This window comes from Bacillus sp. BS98, assembly GCF_008432245.1.
Lineage (GTDB): Bacteria > Bacillota > Bacilli > Bacillales > Bacillaceae_G > Bacillus_A > Bacillus_A toyonensis.
This window is the reverse complement of record NZ_CP043830.1, coordinates 2,562,514-2,578,965: the sequence shown is the minus strand read 5'-3', so window position 1 is coordinate 2,578,965 and position 16,452 is coordinate 2,562,514. Positions and strand designations below refer to the sequence as shown.

The 16,452-nt window shown below is 32.1% G+C and carries 18 protein-coding genes and 4 pseudogenes; 8 read left to right on the top strand and 14 right to left on the bottom strand.

Translation table 11 applies throughout. The annotated features are described in order from the left end of the window. Nucleotides 1-13 precede the first annotated feature (13 nt). Both F0362_RS13320 and F0362_RS13315 read left to right on the top strand, forming a co-directional pair. Nucleotides 14-535, top strand: a complete 522-nt coding sequence (locus tag F0362_RS13320; protein WP_000999060.1) for a YfiT family bacillithiol transferase — start codon at nt 14-16, stop codon at nt 533-535. A gap of 1 nt (nt 536) precedes the next feature. Beyond that, nucleotides 537-1,010 carry a GNAT family N-acetyltransferase gene (locus F0362_RS13315; protein ID WP_001021465.1) on the top strand — a complete coding sequence of 158 codons (474 nt, stop codon included), beginning with the start codon at nt 537-539 and terminating at the stop codon, nt 1,008-1,010. 119 nt (nt 1,011-1,129) lie between these two features. Here F0362_RS13315 and F0362_RS13310 read toward each other — a convergent pair whose 3' ends face one another. Continuing rightward, entirely contained in the window at nt 1,130-1,507 is a 378-nt protein-coding gene (locus tag F0362_RS13310; protein ID WP_000522467.1) for a PH domain-containing protein, read from the bottom strand. Nucleotides 1,508-1,686: 179 nt separating this feature from the next. Here F0362_RS13310 and F0362_RS13305 point away from each other — a divergent pair, with 179 nt between their 5' ends. The 5 genes and pseudogenes from F0362_RS13305 to F0362_RS13285 form a co-directional block, all read left to right on the top strand. Beyond that, nucleotides 1,687-2,538 (top strand): patatin-like phospholipase family protein, encoded by an 852-nt coding sequence (locus tag F0362_RS13305; RefSeq protein WP_000789300.1) that lies wholly within the window; start codon nt 1,687-1,689, stop codon nt 2,536-2,538. Between the two features lie 12 nt (nt 2,539-2,550). Beyond that, nucleotides 2,551-2,922, top strand: a complete 372-nt coding sequence (locus tag F0362_RS13300; RefSeq protein WP_000765928.1) for a YxiJ-like family protein — start codon at nt 2,551-2,553, stop codon at nt 2,920-2,922. A gap of 375 nt (nt 2,923-3,297) precedes the next feature. Continuing rightward, nucleotides 3,298-4,337, top strand: a pseudogene (locus F0362_RS13290) (alpha/beta hydrolase); the annotation flags it as partial. Between the two features lie 21 nt (nt 4,338-4,358). Continuing rightward, nucleotides 4,359-4,700, top strand: a complete 342-nt coding sequence (locus tag F0362_RS30940) for a DnaJ family domain-containing protein (protein WP_253265941.1) — start codon at nt 4,359-4,361, stop codon at nt 4,698-4,700. Between the two features lie 5 nt (nt 4,701-4,705). After that, a pseudogene (locus F0362_RS13285) lies at nt 4,706-5,104 on the top strand (YwqG family protein); the annotation flags it as partial. A 723-nt stretch (nt 5,105-5,827) separates the two neighbouring features. Here the strand turns inward: F0362_RS13285 and F0362_RS13280 are convergent. Both F0362_RS13280 and F0362_RS13275 read right to left on the bottom strand, forming a co-directional pair. Further along, nucleotides 5,828-6,229, bottom strand: a pseudogene (locus F0362_RS13280) (RidA family protein). Between the two features lie 53 nt (nt 6,230-6,282). Continuing rightward, nucleotides 6,283-7,056, bottom strand: coding sequence for a helix-turn-helix domain-containing protein (locus F0362_RS13275; protein ID WP_001165395.1), 774 nt, complete (start codon nt 7,054-7,056; stop codon nt 6,283-6,285). Between the two features lie 296 nt (nt 7,057-7,352). On the opposite strand from F0362_RS13275, the gene F0362_RS13270 reads away from it, so the two are divergent. After that, entirely contained in the window at nt 7,353-8,315 is a 963-nt protein-coding gene (locus F0362_RS13270; RefSeq protein WP_149889814.1) for an MBL fold metallo-hydrolase, read from the top strand. A gap of 141 nt (nt 8,316-8,456) precedes the next feature. Here the strand turns inward: F0362_RS13270 and F0362_RS13265 are convergent, their stop codons facing one another. The 11 genes and pseudogenes from F0362_RS13265 to F0362_RS13220 all read right to left on the bottom strand — a co-directional run bounded on the left by F0362_RS13265 (nt 8,457) and on the right by F0362_RS13220 (nt 16,443). Then, on the bottom strand, nt 8,457-8,939 hold the full coding sequence (locus tag F0362_RS13265; protein ID WP_149889813.1) for an NUDIX hydrolase: 483 nt from the start codon (nt 8,937-8,939) through the stop codon (nt 8,457-8,459). 22 nt (nt 8,940-8,961) lie between these two features. After that, entirely contained in the window at nt 8,962-10,092 is a 1,131-nt protein-coding gene (dnaN, locus tag F0362_RS13260) for a DNA polymerase III subunit beta (protein ID WP_000394495.1), read from the bottom strand. A gap of 30 nt (nt 10,093-10,122) precedes the next feature. Continuing rightward, nucleotides 10,123-10,566, bottom strand: coding sequence for an NUDIX hydrolase (locus F0362_RS13255; protein WP_000757645.1), 444 nt, complete (start codon nt 10,564-10,566; stop codon nt 10,123-10,125). A gap of 154 nt (nt 10,567-10,720) precedes the next feature. Further along, nucleotides 10,721-11,137 carry a GNAT family N-acetyltransferase gene (locus F0362_RS13250; RefSeq protein ID WP_000706728.1) on the bottom strand — a complete coding sequence of 139 codons (417 nt, stop codon included), beginning with the start codon at nt 11,135-11,137 and terminating at the stop codon, nt 10,721-10,723. Between the two features lie 133 nt (nt 11,138-11,270). Then, nucleotides 11,271-12,479: an L-lactate MFS transporter gene (locus F0362_RS13245; protein WP_000815141.1), complete on the bottom strand. Its 1,209-nt coding sequence runs from the start codon at nt 12,477-12,479 to the stop codon at nt 11,271-11,273. A gap of 280 nt (nt 12,480-12,759) precedes the next feature. Further along, nucleotides 12,760-12,903: a hypothetical protein gene (locus tag F0362_RS30560; RefSeq protein WP_000653682.1), complete on the bottom strand. Its 144-nt coding sequence runs from the start codon at nt 12,901-12,903 to the stop codon at nt 12,760-12,762. Nucleotides 12,904-12,934: 31 nt separating this feature from the next. Further along, a complete protein-coding gene (locus F0362_RS13240) occupies nt 12,935-13,951 on the bottom strand; it encodes a serine hydrolase domain-containing protein (RefSeq protein ID WP_000288924.1) in 1,017 nt (338 codons plus the stop codon). Between the two features lie 98 nt (nt 13,952-14,049). Beyond that, entirely contained in the window at nt 14,050-14,316 is a 267-nt protein-coding gene (locus F0362_RS13235) for a heterocycloanthracin/sonorensin family bacteriocin (protein WP_001071376.1), read from the bottom strand. A 197-nt stretch (nt 14,317-14,513) separates the two neighbouring features. Continuing rightward, a pseudogene (locus F0362_RS13230) lies at nt 14,514-14,904 on the bottom strand (NUDIX domain-containing protein). Nucleotides 14,905-14,984: 80 nt separating this feature from the next. After that, complete coding sequence (locus tag F0362_RS13225) at nt 14,985-15,443, bottom strand: GNAT family N-acetyltransferase (RefSeq protein ID WP_001102693.1); 459 nt, start codon at nt 15,441-15,443, stop codon at nt 14,985-14,987. A 76-nt stretch (nt 15,444-15,519) separates the two neighbouring features. Next, nucleotides 15,520-16,443, bottom strand: a complete 924-nt coding sequence (locus F0362_RS13220; RefSeq protein ID WP_000416770.1) for a nucleoside hydrolase — start codon at nt 16,441-16,443, stop codon at nt 15,520-15,522. Nucleotides 16,444-16,452: the final 9 nt, after the last annotated feature.

The window sequence follows — 16,452 nt, the reverse complement described above, 5'->3', positions numbered from 1 at the left end:
GGGGGACTTATTCATGAATGATTTACGTTATCCAATTGGCCAATTTACATACAAGCGTCCTATTACTGAGGAAATGATTGATAAATGGATTCAAGAAATTGAGGATGTACCTACTGATTTAGCAAAGGCAATTAAAGATTTAGATCAGAAGCAGTTAGACACACCGTATCGCGTTGGCGGATGGACAGTTCGTCAAGTTGTTCATCACGTTGTTGATAGCCATATGAATAGTTACATACGCTTTAAATTAGCACTAACAGAAAAGAATCCAACTATTAAACCGTATAAAGAAGAAAAGTGGGCAGAATTGCCAGATTCGAAACTACCTGTAGATGTTTCACTAGTAATGCTAGATTCATTACATAAAAGATGGGTTAACCTTTTATATTCATTAGAACCTACTGATTTAGAAAAGACATTTAATCATCCTGAATCTGGTGAAACAAAACTTGCTGTTGCAATTGGATTATACGCATGGCACGGTCGTCATCATACAGCACATATTACTTCATTAAGAAAGCGCCTAGATTGGTAAGATGAATATTATACTAAAAAGAGCAACTGAGAAAGATGCAGTGGACATATTCACAATGCAAGTTACATCATTTTATCCGTTATTAGAGAAGTACCAAGACTATGAGACGAGTCCAGCGAATGAGCCGATTCAACGAACGATGACAAGAATTAAATACCCGAATGGTGGATTTTATAAAATTATCGTAGATGGTCAGTTTGTCGGGGCAATATGTATATATTACAAAGAAAAAACAAATCAATTTTGGATAAGTCCTATGTTCATACATCCAGGATTTCAAGGAAAAGGAATTGCTCAAAAAGTATTATTATTAATTGAGGAGATGTTTCCTGAAGCGATAAGTTGGGAACTTGCTACTATTTTAGAAGAAGAGAGAAATTGTTTTTTATATGAAAAGATAGGTTATAAAAGAACAGAAGTTATAAAGAAATTAAATGATAAAGCTACACTTATTTATTACAAAAAAGAAAGGTAAAGCATTAGAAATACGCTTTACCTTTTTATGTTAATAGAGATTAAATATACAAATACTTTGTATATACTTCCAAAATATTCGGGTTAGTAATTTCATAAATGAATAAAAATACAAAATAACTATTTTGTCGTATATGTTACTAACGCTTTTTGAATGCTTAAAATACTATCGTCACCTTTAAATTCTTTTGCAATTGGATCATCCATACTAGACACCCAAATTTTAAGCTCTGCATCTAAATCAAAATGCCCAGCTGTTTCAATGCTAAATTGTGTAATACTTTTATAAGGAATAGAATGATACTCTGTTTTTTTACCTGATATTCCTTGTTTATCTACTAAAATAAGACGACGATTTGTAAATACGATTAAATCGCGAATTAATTTATAAGCATGCTCAACTTTCTCATCGTCTAGCATAATCTTCTCTAAATCACGTTCTACACTTTCTGTACTCGCATTCGATGCATTTCCTAAAATACCGCTAAATAAACCCATATGAAATTCCTCCTTTAATATATGTGGGATGTGTTACTTATATTGTACCATGCTACTTACTAAGAAATTATGACATTACTTTAGTAGTTTCTGGTTATTGTTGCAATTCGATTATATAACCTCATCTTAAAATCTTATGCTAATATGTAAGTAAGAAAAAAGGAGTAGAGGGATATAGCATGAAGAATATTGGTTTAGTATTAGAGGGCGGAGGAATGAAAGGTTTATATACTGCAGGAGTACTCGAATATTTCATGGAACAAAACTTATTCTTTCCGTATGTAGTCGGTGTATCTGCTGGAGCGTGTATGGGAGCAACCTATTTGTCACGTCAAAAAGGAAGGAATAAGAAAGTGAATACAGAGCTAGTAGCAGATCACAGATATATATCTTATCGAAATTTAATCAGAAAACGTGAATTATTTGGTATGGATTTTCTATTTGATGAAGTACCAAACAAAATTGTACCGTTTGATTTTCAAACTTTCCTACATTCAAATGAACAGTTTGTAATTGGAACGACCGATTGCGATTCAGGACAGGCTGTTTATTATAATAAACAGGAACATGGAAATGATATTTTAAAAATCATTCGTGCATCAAGCTCTGTCCCGTTTATAGCACCTGCTGTAGAATACGATAATCGAAAGTTGTTAGATGGAGGGATTATAGATCCTATACCAGTTTTTAAAGCGCAAAATGATGGTTATGAAAAGAACGTTGTTATTATGACAAAACCAGAAGGATATGAGAAGCAGCGAAATAAATTTTCTGGCCTGGCTAAAATTTTATATAGAAAATATCCGAAAATCGCAGAGACTTTAGTAGAGCATTATCGTTTTTATAATGAGACGATATCTTATATGAATCAAAAAGAACAAAAAGATAATTTTTATGTTATTCAGCCTAGCGTACAACTTCCTATAAGCGGAATAGAAAGAAATAAGGAAAAGCTTGTTAATCTATATAATCTTGGGTATATCGATGCTCAATATCACTATGAAAACTTATTAAATTGGATAGAGAAATAAAGGAGTGGGTATTTGAAGTTAGGAAAACAAATTATGTTTAATGAATTGCAAAAAATGCATAGTCCTCTATATAAACCATTTCCGAATTGTGACATTCAAAAAATACGGAAAGATTATAAAAATATGTTCACAGAAGATGATTGTATAAGCGCTGATTTAAATTATTATTGGATGCATACAGCAGGGACTTTGAGTTACGTACTTAATGAAAACGAAAAGGAGATTTCGTTTGAGCAAATAAAGTGGCTGAGAAAATCATTTTTCGAATGGTTTCCGCAATATCGTTTTATAGAAACAGAAATTGTGAAGTATCCCGTTTTGTATAGAAATTTCATGAATTATGAGAAAGCGCGAAAACTATTACTATATTATCTTACTGAATAAAAATTAAAACGTACAAGTTATGCTGCTTGTGCGTTTTTTTTCATAAAAAATACAATTTTAATACCTTGTTTATATAGGGATTCTAATACGAAGAAAGAAGTACATATAGAATGATGTAAGGGAGGGAGAGGCGCTTAGATACCGTTTTCCTTTAATCCATTATCCACCTCGAATATAGTTAGTTATTTATGATAAAATATTTCGAGTGAAATTAAGTACTTATTATATCCAGTATTAAATAAGTTAAGCCAGGAGGAACAACAGTAAAATGGAAAACGTATCAAATCTAGACAAATCGGAATCAATAAAATCTTTACAATCAACAATTCGTAAACTTGAAAATGCACTGTCACAAATGACTCAAAAAGATGCAAATACTACATTAGTGAAAAAACGACTTTGTTTATGTATTCGGAAGTTTTCCTGGTTGGGATCTGTCTGTAAATCAATTAAAACGATTTTTTCAGACAGATATTTGGTATGAAACGTTTAGGACGGATAAGAGTTTTATTTCAACGTACTATTTTTCAGTAAACGATTTTTTCAAAAATGATTGGATAAAGCGTAGTGGACAGTACCAACTAGACCAATTTAATGGAAATACATTTGGAGAAGGTGCCAATAAAGCGTCTATGTTAAACACAGGAATGGAAGTGCAGTATAGCAGTCGTTGTCCTTCAAAACATTATCCATCCGGAAAAATTGAAACATATTCTTTTCATAGTACGATTTTAAATAACACACGTAAAATTCATATTTATACGCCTCATGATTATTCTCACACTTCACATCTTCAAGAACTTCTCATTGTATTTGATGGGAATTCATTCATTAATAACCTTTCAATCGCAAGAACACTCAATTATTTAATTCACACAAAAGAAATCCCATCTTGTATTGCTGTTGCTATAGAACCAGTTGATCGGCTAGAAGAGCTAACTTATAACGATAAAATGAATATATTTTTAACAGAGGAATTACTGCCGTGGATTCATGCTAAGTATCGTGTGCATCAAGACCAAGACGCGAAACATACAACAATTGCCGGTTTCAGTCTTGGTGGCTTAGCAGCTTTTTATGCAGCGCTTCAAAATCCACATGTTTTCGGGAACGTGTTGTCAATGTCTGGATCCGTACATTGGAAAAAGGATGGTTATGAAAATCAAATTCCTTGGACTGAAAATCAAATTTCATCTATAGATTTCAATACGAGTCAACCTCATTTTTACATAGCAGCAGGAGAACTTGAAAACAAACCTCTTTTAACGGCTAATAGACGCCTGTATAAAGCTTTAAAAGAAAAAGGACACCAAATTATTTATGAAGAGTTTCAAGGCGGTCATGACGGTGTTTGGTGGCGAGAAAAGTTATTTGATGGGTTGAAAGCATTAAAACCTACAAAAACGCTACTATAAAATATAAAGGGGAGAGATTTTATGAATCAAGAAGAACTAGATAAAAAACTAAAAAAGCAAGAGATTTTAGTAAAAGATGAGAAAGTTTGGTCCTATACGTATGAGGATCATATTAGTTCTATCGTTAAAGAAGCAGAAAAGAAAGGGTCTTTTGATAATTTGCCAGGTAAAGGGAAACCTCTAAATCTAGATAAAGATCTTTCGTATAATCCTGAAAAACAACTGTATAGAACTTTGGAAAATAATCATGTTTTACCTAGGTGGATTGAGCTTTCAAAGGAAATTGATGATTTAAAAGAAAGGCTAAAAGAAACTACAAATACTGCAGAAGTAGCGGATTTAATTCGAACTCTTACACTTTAGATTCAGAGGATTTTATCATACCTGAAGCAGCAAAACTAAAGTTTGAATTGAATTATCAACCAGTAACATCTAGAGATTATCGATTTGAAATGATTTTTAACGATAACATTGATTGGGAAGAAATCGTTGATAAAGAAAACAATACAGAATTAGGCGAACTGTATGATGATTTATGCGAAGATCAAGGGCATAAAATTGGTGGTTATCCATTTTTTACACAGACAGATCCAAGAGAATGGCAAGAAAAATACAAACAGCATGATGTGTTATTGCTGCAAATCGATACAGACGACTCATTAAATATTATGTGGGGAGATTCTGGTGTTGCTAATTTCTTTATAAAGAAAGATGATTTGTTAAATCTAGATTTTTCCAATGTTATTTACAATTGGGATTGCTACTAAAAAGATATATATAATCTAATAGCAAGTTAAAAAATCTTCCTGAAGGCGAGGAGGATTTTTTTATGTTACAAATAAACGTTATGTTAACTAGCGTATAGAACAATAAGCGCATTAAAAGTCAAGCGTAAATGATAGAAATAACAACAAATAAAGTAAAGCTGTAAAACGTGTGTAAATAGCAATAAATTGAATAAGTAAAACATAAAATAAAATTATTAATTTATATTTTGTATAGAAATAATTTTTATGCAGAAAAATTTCTTGTCGATTAAAAATGATTTGGATTCGTTAAATCTTAAGCAATTATTGATTAGGATTTGCTATGATTCATTTAAAGCAAAATAAACGATAAAACTGTAGAAATTCATATAGATTAGATTTTATGGGAATCTCACTGAAAATCTCCGTTTTGTCTCATTAAGTATAGTTTACTTGGTTTTTGATACCTGTAAACACTTTGTTTCTATAACTGCCTATAATATATATTATGTCAACTAATAAAAAGTAATAAACTTATTAAATATTAGTATTTTTATACTCCCCTTTTCTTTGTTTGTACGTGATTGATTAGTTCGTTACTTTTAAATCAGTGCAATTTGTTTGACTTTGCATTTATAATTTATATGTTCTTGAAAATGCTTTTTAATTAAACAACAAATAAAAAGCAACTTGTTTTAATTAAAGAACAAGTTGCTTTGAGAATGATTAATATATGTTTATTTATTAGTTTGCTACAGCAATTGCTTCGATTTCAATTACTAATTCGTCGTGAATCAGTTTGTTAACTTCTACAGCTGAACTTGCTGGTGGATTGTTTGTATTGATATATTGATATACTGATTACATATTTCTCTATCTATGGCCATTTTTGAAATGACTGTTAGAAAAAATGTTAATTTTATAACCTCATTAAAGTTTAATCCGGAAGATTCAAAAGTAGTCTTTATATTTTCAAATACTTGTCTTGTTTGTAAACTTAAATCGTTAATTCCAACTATTCGACCATCAGTATTTATAGCGATTTTTCCAGATATATACGGTCCGTTTGGTGTTGCTAACCTCGACTATATGTGAATATCCAAAAGTGGCTGGCATCGTTTCTGGATTCAAAAATTTCTTTTGCAATAAACAATCTTCTAATATGTTATATCATAAAAGAATTCTTACTTATTAGTATATTATTCTTCTTTTTGCTGAAAAATAGTGTTTTTACGCTCTAAATACAATCCTTTATCTTTATAAATCCACTTTGAAAATTTATTAACATTTTCTTTACCACTAAGGTATATGCGATATTGTTTTACTTTGTCAACAAAACTCAATTGGAATTTATTATTCTCAAGTATACCTTTAAAAGAATTCATAAAATTATATGATCCACCAACGAAGCTAACAAAGTATTTATGAGAGTTTACATGTCCATCCCCATCAAAATACCCACGAACAAAATGATGTAAATATTCTTCTGGTACAAAAGGAAATTCGATGTTACATGATTTACACGGCATGATTCCGTGTATGTTCATAATGTCGTCTTTTATTGTTTTACTATTAATGTTTAGCATATATACGCCAGTTTTTTTATTTTGGTAAAGTGGCTGGTTTGTGTTTAATTCTTTTTTAATATCTTCTAAAATGTCACTTTCTTTTTGTGAGATACTGACACATTGGTTTTCTTTTTGGATTACACCATCTGCTGCTATAAACCCTAAAATATAAGACATGTTATTTGACCAAGTTTTAAAATAATCTTCTTTTAGGTCATACTTCCTCTTCCAACTACCTATAGCTCGTCTTGGTACGTTATTGTCTTTTAAAACCATACGAATATACCTTGCAGACACATTAGCAAGTATAGCAATTTCTGAGGTACTCTTCCCTTCTGCATACAGCTGGATGATTTCAGATTTTGATAGTTTGCATTTTGACTTCTTTTTTCTCTCTATTTGCATCTACATCCTCTCCTTCCTATTGTTCATTAGAGACATATTCTCTTCTATAACATACAACGAAACATATGTTCTTCGATTCTTATAAGAGGAATTTTACTAAATTAAAATAATTTACATTTACTTCATATTAGTTTTATCTGCTGCTGAATAAATTTCATTTTATATATACGAATAACGAATTTGACGAATTTATGAAATGTACTGCATGTAAGATGAAAGGTAAAATGATATAGTTTAAACTACAAATAGCTACAATAACAACATACGTATATTGTTAAACGTAAAAAGGAGAACCAATGAATAAGAAATATACAAATCAAATTCATACTGATATGAGTTTTAAACCGAAAGATATTATAGGTTTAATGACGGATTATTTTAAAATGAAATCAAAGCTACGTCCTATAAAGGATTTACCTATCGTTTTATCAAATAAAGACTATGAATCTTTAGAGAGTGTTACATGGTTTGGCCATTCTGCGTCTCTTTTAAAAGTAGAAGGTAAAAAGCTGTTATTAGATCCTATGCTTGGTGATGCCTCTTCCCCATTTCCTATTTTTAATAGTAAGCGGTATAGTGGTGCGTTTTCTTTAGAACGTGAAGACCTTCAAGAAATTGATGCGATTATCATTTCACATAATCACTATGACCACTTAAATTATAAAAGTATTATGGAGTTAAAAGATCGTACGAAGCATTTTTACGTTCCGACGGGAGTTGCACAATATCTTATTAAATGGGGTGTTTCACCTAGTAAGATTAGTGAGCATAAATGGTGGGATGAAATTACGTTTGATACTATTAAGTTAGTATGCGCTCCTGCAAGGCATTTCTCTGGACGAAGTATGACAGATAGAGATCGTTCGTTATGGTGTTCATGGCTTATTCTTGGTCAAGAAACTAAAGTCTTTTTTAGTGGTGATAGCGGATATGCTCCTCACTTTAAAGAGATTGGTGATAAATACGGTCCATTTGATCTTACTTTAATGGAATGCGGGCAATATGATACACGTTGGTCTGCTATTCATATGTTGCCAGAAGAGACGGTACAAGCTCATATTGACGTTAAAGGAGAATTACTACTTCCGATTCATTGGGGTGCTTTTACATTAGCGTTGCATGAATGGAGCGATCCAATTGAACGTGTTACGAAAGAAGCAAAACGTTTAGGAGTTACAGTTGCAACGCCGCAAATTGGTGAATCAATTACATTAAAACCTACAAACTATCTTTCATCAGCTTGGTGGCGCGAAGTTTAATTGTATATGTAAAAAAGAGCGAACCTTTTTATAAGGGATTCGCTCTTTTTGTAATTAGGTTTCTTTGCATTTAAGCGCACCTATTAGTTAAAAATTATCCGCTCTTTTATGTTAAAAGATTTACTTCTTTAAAAATATTTCTTAAATAATAACCAATTCTTCATTCCTATAATCTATTAATTTATGATTAGATAATACAAAATTGTGCTCTAATATGAATTCATTATGAAGTACTTCAGGTAATAATTTAGGTAACATCTCTCCTACACCGTAATTATAGTCGCTTAATATCCAAGACACACTTTTCCAATCTAAAATCCCTTCGGATACTTTTTTAGGTGTATCATATGTAACTTCATTTTGTAGTTCTACCACATAAACATACATGCCACCAGAGTATGAAGAGTCTTCCCACTTAACAATTCCTTTAAATTGAATTTGATTTTGCTTAACATCTATATCAGTCTCTTCGTTTATTTCACGAATTGCACTTGCTAAAGGTGTTTCTCCCGGTTCTATCTTCCCTCCTACCCCGTTCCATAATCCTTTTACAGGGTCATATTCTCTATTCAGCACCAGTATTTCTTCATTTCTTTTTATGAAGCATAAAGTGTGCTTGTGCATAATGTAAGTCCTTCCTTTGTTCCTAATAAGCTCTTACTGGCGATATAAGATGTACTGCGGCAGATTGCTCTCCTGCTTCGATTAATATCGGTCTCATTGAACCACCAAAACTTAAAGTAACCATTTCTTCTGTTATTGCCCTTAAAGCATCTACCATAAATCGTCCGTCGAAAGATATATTTAATTGTTTTTCACCTTGAATCGCATCTACTTGTTGTGTTTCAGCTATTTTACCAATCTGAGAAGCGTTAGAAGAAATTTTAATTGTGGATTCATTGATGATTTCTAAGTTGACGTTGTTATTTGCCCATTCACTTGCTAATAAGCTCGATCGATCTACACCTTGTAAAATCTTTTTTCTTTCTACGTTAATAACCGTTTGAAATTCATTTGGAATGAGATTAGATATATTAGGATATTTCCCTTCAATGAGTCTTGAATATAACGTAGTTGTTCCGAATGTAAAAATAACGTGACTGTCTGAAAGGTATATGTATACGAATTCCGTATTACTGTTCATTAATTTTAGAAGTTCACTAATAGTTGCGCTTGGTACGATACAATTTGCTTTCGCATCTGAAGAAATTGGCGTTTCACGTATAGCTAGTCTATGTGAGTCAGTAGCAGCGCAAACTAATTTATTGTGATCTAACTCTATATGTACTCCGGTGAGAACAGGTCTGGATTCATTTTTAGCTACTGCAAAAACAGTTTGTTTAAACACTTCAATCAATTGTTCTGTTTCTACTTGTATTTCTGCATGATCCCCTATAAGTGGTACATTCGGAAACTCATTTGCTGGAAGTCCATTTAAGTTTAATGTGATTTCTTCTGATTGTATCGTAATGATTTGCTCATTTTTACTTTTTATTACTATATCACTTGGCATTTTCTTTATAATTTCAATGAAATATTTTGCAGGTACAACAATAGTTCCTGCTTGTAATATAGTTGCAATCTGTTCGTCTTCGATTGAATTAGGTATAAATTTTTTAATAAAAACATTCGAGTTACTTGCGATTAAAGTAATTCCAGATTGATCGGCTGTTATTTTGATACCAGATAATATAGGAATTAAAACTTTTGTAGATATAGCTTTACTTACTTCTGAAAGTGCTTGAGTGAAATGTTTGTGACTAACGATAAACTCCATTTTTTCCCCGCCTTAAATGAAATAATTTATTTATAAAGATTGATGAACGATTGTTCCGTTAAAAAAGTAAGGTACTGTTTCTTTCCTTTGTAAAAAATCTAGTAACTGTTCAGGTATACGTAAATACGGTGCTGCTATATGTAATTCCATCCAAGTAATCTCTTCGATTTCTTTTGGACGGGATATATATGTCTCTCCGCCGATTATTTCACCTAAAAAATTAAAGAAAATGGCATGATGGCCTCTCTCCTCGAAAAAGGCTTCGCTTATGGAACAAATCCCCTTTACAGTTATATGTAGCCCTGTTTCTTCTTTTACTTCTCGAATGACTGCCTCTTCTAACGTTTCCCCAAATTTAACTGAGCCACCTGGTAATGTGTAATAAGACCCATTTTTTCCTTTGTTTTTTACCATTAAGATTTTTTCGTTCGTTTTATCGTACAAAAGCGCGTATGTAACATTAACCTTTTTCATATTTACCCCTTTATTAATAAGAATTTTCTGCCTCTATTTCATTTTACCAGATACATACAAATTAAAAAGAACGTATTTTGATATAGATGATTCAAAATACGTTCTTTTTAATTTATTGAATTTTATATATTGAGATTAATTAATTCCATACACTTTATAACCTTTTCTCTAAATAATAATGATTATGTCCTTTTGGATGATCTTCACTCACTCCAATGACTATAAATCCATGTTTTTTATAAAAATCCGGAGCTTGAAAGCTAAACGTATCTAAGTTGATTAGCCTACATCCTTTTTCAATTGCAAATTCTTCGATAAGTTTTATTAATTTACTTCCGTATCCTTCGTGTCTGCATTCTTCAGAAACCCATAGGAAATCAACATGTACATGGTGCCAAAATGTTATAGCTGTTATCCCACCTACTATTTCCTCTTTTTCATTTTTCACTATAAAACTAACCTTTTCCGAAGGTGTTTTCTCTTCATTTGAAAGATGTTTTTGATTATATTCAATTACTTTCTCTCGTATGTAATCACTATCTTCTTGAACCCATTGCTTTACTATCTTCATTTTACATATCACACTCCTTTTATTTTATCTATTCCATTTCATAATTGTATTGTCCTGTCTTTACTAATCAATGAAAGGAGCATAGTTAACGTTGTAATGAAAAAGAGCCCTACGATAAGGCCTCTTTTTAAAACTAAGCTATTTTTCGATGTAACTGCTTGATTTCCTTTTTCTTCTCGACATTTGGCGGACGAATTAATATAGAAATAATGAAAGAAATCGCACATAAAACACCTATTGTAATAAAGGTTGGTTGAAATCCACCAAGTAATGCTCCAATGAATGAACCTGCAAGTGCACCAAATCCGAAACCTTGATATACAATCCCGTAATTTGTACTATGATTTTTTAAACCGAAGAAATCTCCGACAATGGCTGGGAATATTGTAATATTACCGCCGAAGCAAAAGGCGACACTTGCTACACAAGCAAAATAAATCCCGTAATTTAATGGAATGAAACTAAGAGTAAAGACGGATACTCCAATAATAATAAATGTTGCAGAGACAATTTTCATTCTACCAATTTTATCTGATAACGTTCCAAGAATGATTCTACCTACTGTATTAAAGACTGCAATCATTGCGACGGCGTTAGCGGCGGTTGCTGCGCTAAGTCCAACGAGTTGTACGCCGATATCTTTTACCATACCGATTAAGTACAGACCACCCATACACGATGTGAATAACATGAAAAACAATAGATATACTTGTTTCGTTCTCATCATTTCACGTGGCGTATAATCATTGTGTAATGTTTCTGTTACCGTATTACTTACAATCGCTTCACGTAAGAAGAGCGATCCGATTAATACTAAAAGTAAGACGATAATGCCCCAATATAAAAATGCTTGTGATACACCTAGGCTATCGATAAGATTTCCGTTTATATATCTAAAAATTAAACTGCCCATTCCATATGCTGAAACAGATATTCCAGAAATAAGTCCTTTTCGATTTGGAAACCATTTAATTAAATTAGATAGTGACGTAATATAAGCTGTTCCATCCGCATACCCAACAACAACACCAGCTAATAAATATAGTAATGGTAAGGAAGAAACTTGTGAACTAAGTATTAAACCGAGTCCTAGAACAATTCCTGCAGTAGCGATAAGTTTACGAAGTCCTAATTTTCGCTGCAACTTTGCTGCAAACAAGGTTGAAAATGATAAAGAAAAGCTTGTTATGGAGAAAGTTATCGCAACTGAATTGAGATTCCATCCGAACTTACTTACAAGGGGTTGATTAAATAAACTCCATGTATAAATTGTTCCAAGGCCAATTTGAACAATGATTGTACCTAGAACAATTAATAGCGGATTTATAGAAGTTTGTTTCATACTAACTGTCCCCTTCTTTTATCTTGACATGAATTTTCACAGTTAGTATATCCATCATAAATTGCAAGATACTGTACGAAAAATGGAAATTAAGTTTATGTACACAAAAAGACACTTCATCATGAAGTGTCTTTTCGCAGGTTATATCAGATACATTTAAAGAAAGCTTTGTTAAGATAAGCCATTTTCAAGTGCTTATGTATATATGTTATCAAATATTTTCTTACATGTGATGGGACTTAAGACGTATTTTTTATTCGTCATATAGTCGGATGAGAAATTAATATTCGATTTCATCAAAATCTTTCGGCTGCGGTACAGTTTGCATGTTAGCTGCATCTTTCGGATCGCTAAAAATCGCATTTTGCTCTGTATTTACATCTTTTATATTTTGCTTTTTATCTTTGCTCACTTTATCTTTCAAATTCTTTCACTCCTTTTTGTTATAGGAGTAATTATGCCCTATTACAGCTAGTAAATGTATCGGCGACTAAATTGCTAAATTCACGTAAATAATATAAGTAATTATCACCGCCGTAGTTATATCTTTTATTGTACATTTTCGCAACAACTACATTATACTCAGGTATTACTAAAATGGTTGGTCCAGTAATTCCTAATATTTGATACGAACCTTTTGGAACACGTTCACCAAGTTCACTTAATTGTTTTGGTTCATTTTGAACGAACCAAAACAACCCGTTTTGTGGTAGTTCATTATTTTTATAAGCTGGACTCTGCAAGCTAGTAGCAATTTTTATAACTTCTTTTGGAACAACTTGTTTACCATTTATCATGCCTTGATTTAAATGAAGGTTGCCCCAATAAGCAAACTCTCTAGCTGAGACAAACAGGTTTTTTTCGGTACCGTCATCTACTGTACCGACCTCACTGATCGCGTCTTCATTTGGATTATTAACAACGTTAACTAAATTTTCATTTTGCTGTATTCTCCATCCTGTTTCTTGGAAATTAGCAGGAGTAAATACACGCTCCTTTAACAATTCAGGAAAACTTTTATTATAAAGCCGATAAATGAGATGCGTCATCATTCTTACATTAATATCTCTATATGCCCAATCTTGTCCAGCTTCAAATTCACGGAAAATTGTCCCGTCATCCGTTTCTCCTAGACCGTGTGAATGAGTTACTAAATGCCTAATCGTTGTTTTATCAAGTAATGCAGGATCGAAGTCTTTAAAATACTTTATCGCTTCATCATCAATAGAGTTTATTTTCCCATCATAAAGCGCATACGCTACCATGAATCCTAAATAACTTTTTCTCGCAGAAGCGACGTTGAACTGTGAAGATGCTGTTACTTTTTTACTAGTAGATGTATTTGAATGATATCCACTATAATGCTCTAGTACAATTTTGTTATCCTTTATAATACATAGTGCTGTAGCAGAACTATGATTTTTTTCTTTTATATTCTCTACCCAAGAAATCAACTTTTCGTATGTATACAAATAAATCCCCCTTAATACTCATAAAAAATCACAACATGAAAGAAAAGTATTACTATAAACACCTTTCTTTCATGTGAAATATTATTGATTTTCTATACTTAAATGATCCACCAGTTCCAGCAATTAAAGCAACTGAAACATCCTGCGCAACCTACACATCCGCCGCAACGTCCTGCACAACCACCGCATCTGCCGCCACATCCACCACAGCGTCCACCACAACCTCCGCATCCACCGCAACGACGTGCATCGTCTTGAATATAATAGTATGGATATTGATTTTGTTGTTGATCCCAGTAAACTACATTACCAGATTGATAATCATTAAGGTTTAATGATTGTAGTTCTTGTTGAAACTGATTCATTACGAACCCCTCCATTTATAAGTAATTCCGCCCAAATGTAAAAAGTTTATATATTTTTGTAAACCAAATAGAAACAAAGCTACAGACTAAATACGTACATCAACAAAATATGAACTTACACTAGGTGATGTACCTTGTTTTTTAGCCTATTTTCTTTATATCCTTTCGAAGGACGTATTTACTATACATAGAGTGATTTAAAAATTACTTATCCAACAATTTAGTAGTTCATCATTTAATTTTCTTTCTAGTAATTCTTTAACGGAGGGCATTGGCATGATTTTATAAGTTTTTAAAGATTCTTTACTATAATCTATCCAATGAAATGCTAAATGAGATTCTCTAGAATTTGGTGGTAAATCAATTTGTAACTCTTTTGAAGATACTTCAAAAATGTGGTTGATTTCATGATGAAGTATTTCTTTATCTTGCCATTGGTTTTCTATAACTCCTAAAAATCGTTTTATACTGCAGTTTACTTCAAGCTCCTTCTCTTAGTTCTCTTATTAATGCATTCTCTGCTGATTCCCCAATTTCAACATGGCCGCCAGGTAAAAAATAGTGATGCCCAATATATTCAGCAATCAATAATTTTTCATCTTTCTAGTCATTCACTATTACCTTGATTAAAGTAGTTATTTTCATTTCACGCTAATACTTAATAAAAGTTAAACAAATAAACGATATACTTGCTCACCGTCATAATCTTGCCCTAATGGTTGAAAACCGTAATGTTCATATAGTTTCTTTGCAGAGATATTCTCTTTATGTACTGTTAATCTAATTTCTTTACACGCCTTAAATTTATTTTTTATTAAATAAATGCTTTCTTGTAATGCTGATTTTCCATAACCATTGCCTTGCTGCTTTTGATCAATAATAAACCCGTTTATCCAATACATATTTGATGTCTCTCTTACAACCGCATGCATAATAAAACCAACCATAAGATTACTAACGTATATAGCAAATGGTATGTACTCTACATTGTCACCATCTGGCTTTATATATACTTTAGCAAGTGAAACTGCTACGGCGGGGACAAATTTCCTTTGATCTTCTTTAACTTGTAACTGTAATGCCTCTTCCCAATTCTCTCTCGTAACAACCTTTAACTGGACATTCAATATTGTAAGCTCCTTTATAAAGAGGATATATTTTTATATTCAACGTAGTGAAATAATTCCCTTTTTCGACAACAGCTTATAACATGATTTTTATAAAATCTTGAATAAATTTTTGTTCATCTATTTCTAATGCTATACGGGCCCCTTTAGATATTGAGCTAGGGCGAAAATCAGCAAATGTTTGTCCTTTCGTATCTCCGTATGTATCTACATTCACTGTACGATGCGCAAATTCAAAAAAACTTGGGTTAACTAATCCACTTATAGCAACCACATCATGTAGCAAAGGCCCTTCGATAGATGGATTAAGTTTTTGGTATGCAGATAAATAGTAATCATACATCGGTTTCATTATCGTATGAAATGGATTCTTTGAATTAGCTTGGATATAATTAAATACATTTGGAGTTAACACAGCTTTATTTGTTACATTTAAAGGGAATATGAATAAATTCTTTGCTTGCTGAAAAACAATTTTACTTGCTATAGGATCTCCATACACATTTGCCTCTGCTAATGGAGTAACGTTTCCTACTTCTAAAAAGACACCACCCATGAAATATATTCCTTTTACATTTAGTATTAAGTCATTCCATAAATTAAAAGCAATCGCTAATGAAGTAGATCTTCCTACATCAACAATTGTTAAATCTTTTCCATACTTTACAAGAATTGCAGCAATACTACCAAAATTATATATCGGAATAGATAATACGCTTTCTGGAACATGTATGGGCCCTAATCCTTCTAATCCATGAATTTCAGGATAGTACGTTGAAATTTCTTCAGTAAGTGGTTTTGTTGCGCCGCTAATGACAGGAATGTCTTGCCTATTTGCTAACTGTAAAATATACGCCGCATTATGTGCAGCATGTATATGCTCAACATTTCCATATCCAGTTACAATACCGACAATTTCAATTTCGGGATGCAGTAAACCATACATAATGGCAAATGAGTCATCAATTCCTGGATCTCCAAAAAATAATACTTTTTCCAAGAAATACTC

Coding starts and splice junctions, on each gene's coding strand:
- F0362_RS13275 (WP_001165395.1), bottom strand. CDS start 7,056: ATGCAAATAGAGAGAAAAAAGAAGTCAAAATGCAAACTATCAAAATCT.
- F0362_RS30940 (WP_253265941.1), top strand. CDS start 4,359: ATGAATCAAGAAGAACTAGATAAAAAACTAAAAAAGCAAGAGATTTTA.
- F0362_RS13255 (WP_000757645.1), bottom strand. CDS start 10,566: ATGAAAAAGGTTAATGTTACATACGCGCTTTTGTACGATAAAACGAAC.
- F0362_RS13320 (WP_000999060.1), top strand. CDS start 14: ATGAATGATTTACGTTATCCAATTGGCCAATTTACATACAAGCGTCCT.
- F0362_RS13265 (WP_149889813.1), bottom strand. CDS start 8,939: ATGCACAAGCACACTTTATGCTTCATAAAAAGAAATGAAGAAATACTG.
- F0362_RS13305 (WP_000789300.1), top strand. CDS start 1,687: ATGAAGAATATTGGTTTAGTATTAGAGGGCGGAGGAATGAAAGGTTTA.
- F0362_RS13315 (WP_001021465.1), top strand. CDS start 537: ATGAATATTATACTAAAAAGAGCAACTGAGAAAGATGCAGTGGACATA.
- dnaN (WP_000394495.1), bottom strand. CDS start 10,092: ATGGAGTTTATCGTTAGTCACAAACATTTCACTCAAGCACTTTCAGAA.
- F0362_RS13245 (WP_000815141.1), bottom strand. CDS start 12,479: ATGAAACAAACTTCTATAAATCCGCTATTAATTGTTCTAGGTACAATC.
- F0362_RS13310 (WP_000522467.1), bottom strand. CDS start 1,507: ATGGGTTTATTTAGCGGTATTTTAGGAAATGCATCGAATGCGAGTACA.
- F0362_RS13235 (WP_001071376.1), bottom strand. CDS start 14,316: ATGAATCAGTTTCAACAAGAACTACAATCATTAAACCTTAATGATTAT.
- F0362_RS13250 (WP_000706728.1), bottom strand. CDS start 11,137: ATGAAGATAGTAAAGCAATGGGTTCAAGAAGATAGTGATTACATACGA.
- F0362_RS13270 (WP_149889814.1), top strand. CDS start 7,353: ATGAATAAGAAATATACAAATCAAATTCATACTGATATGAGTTTTAAA.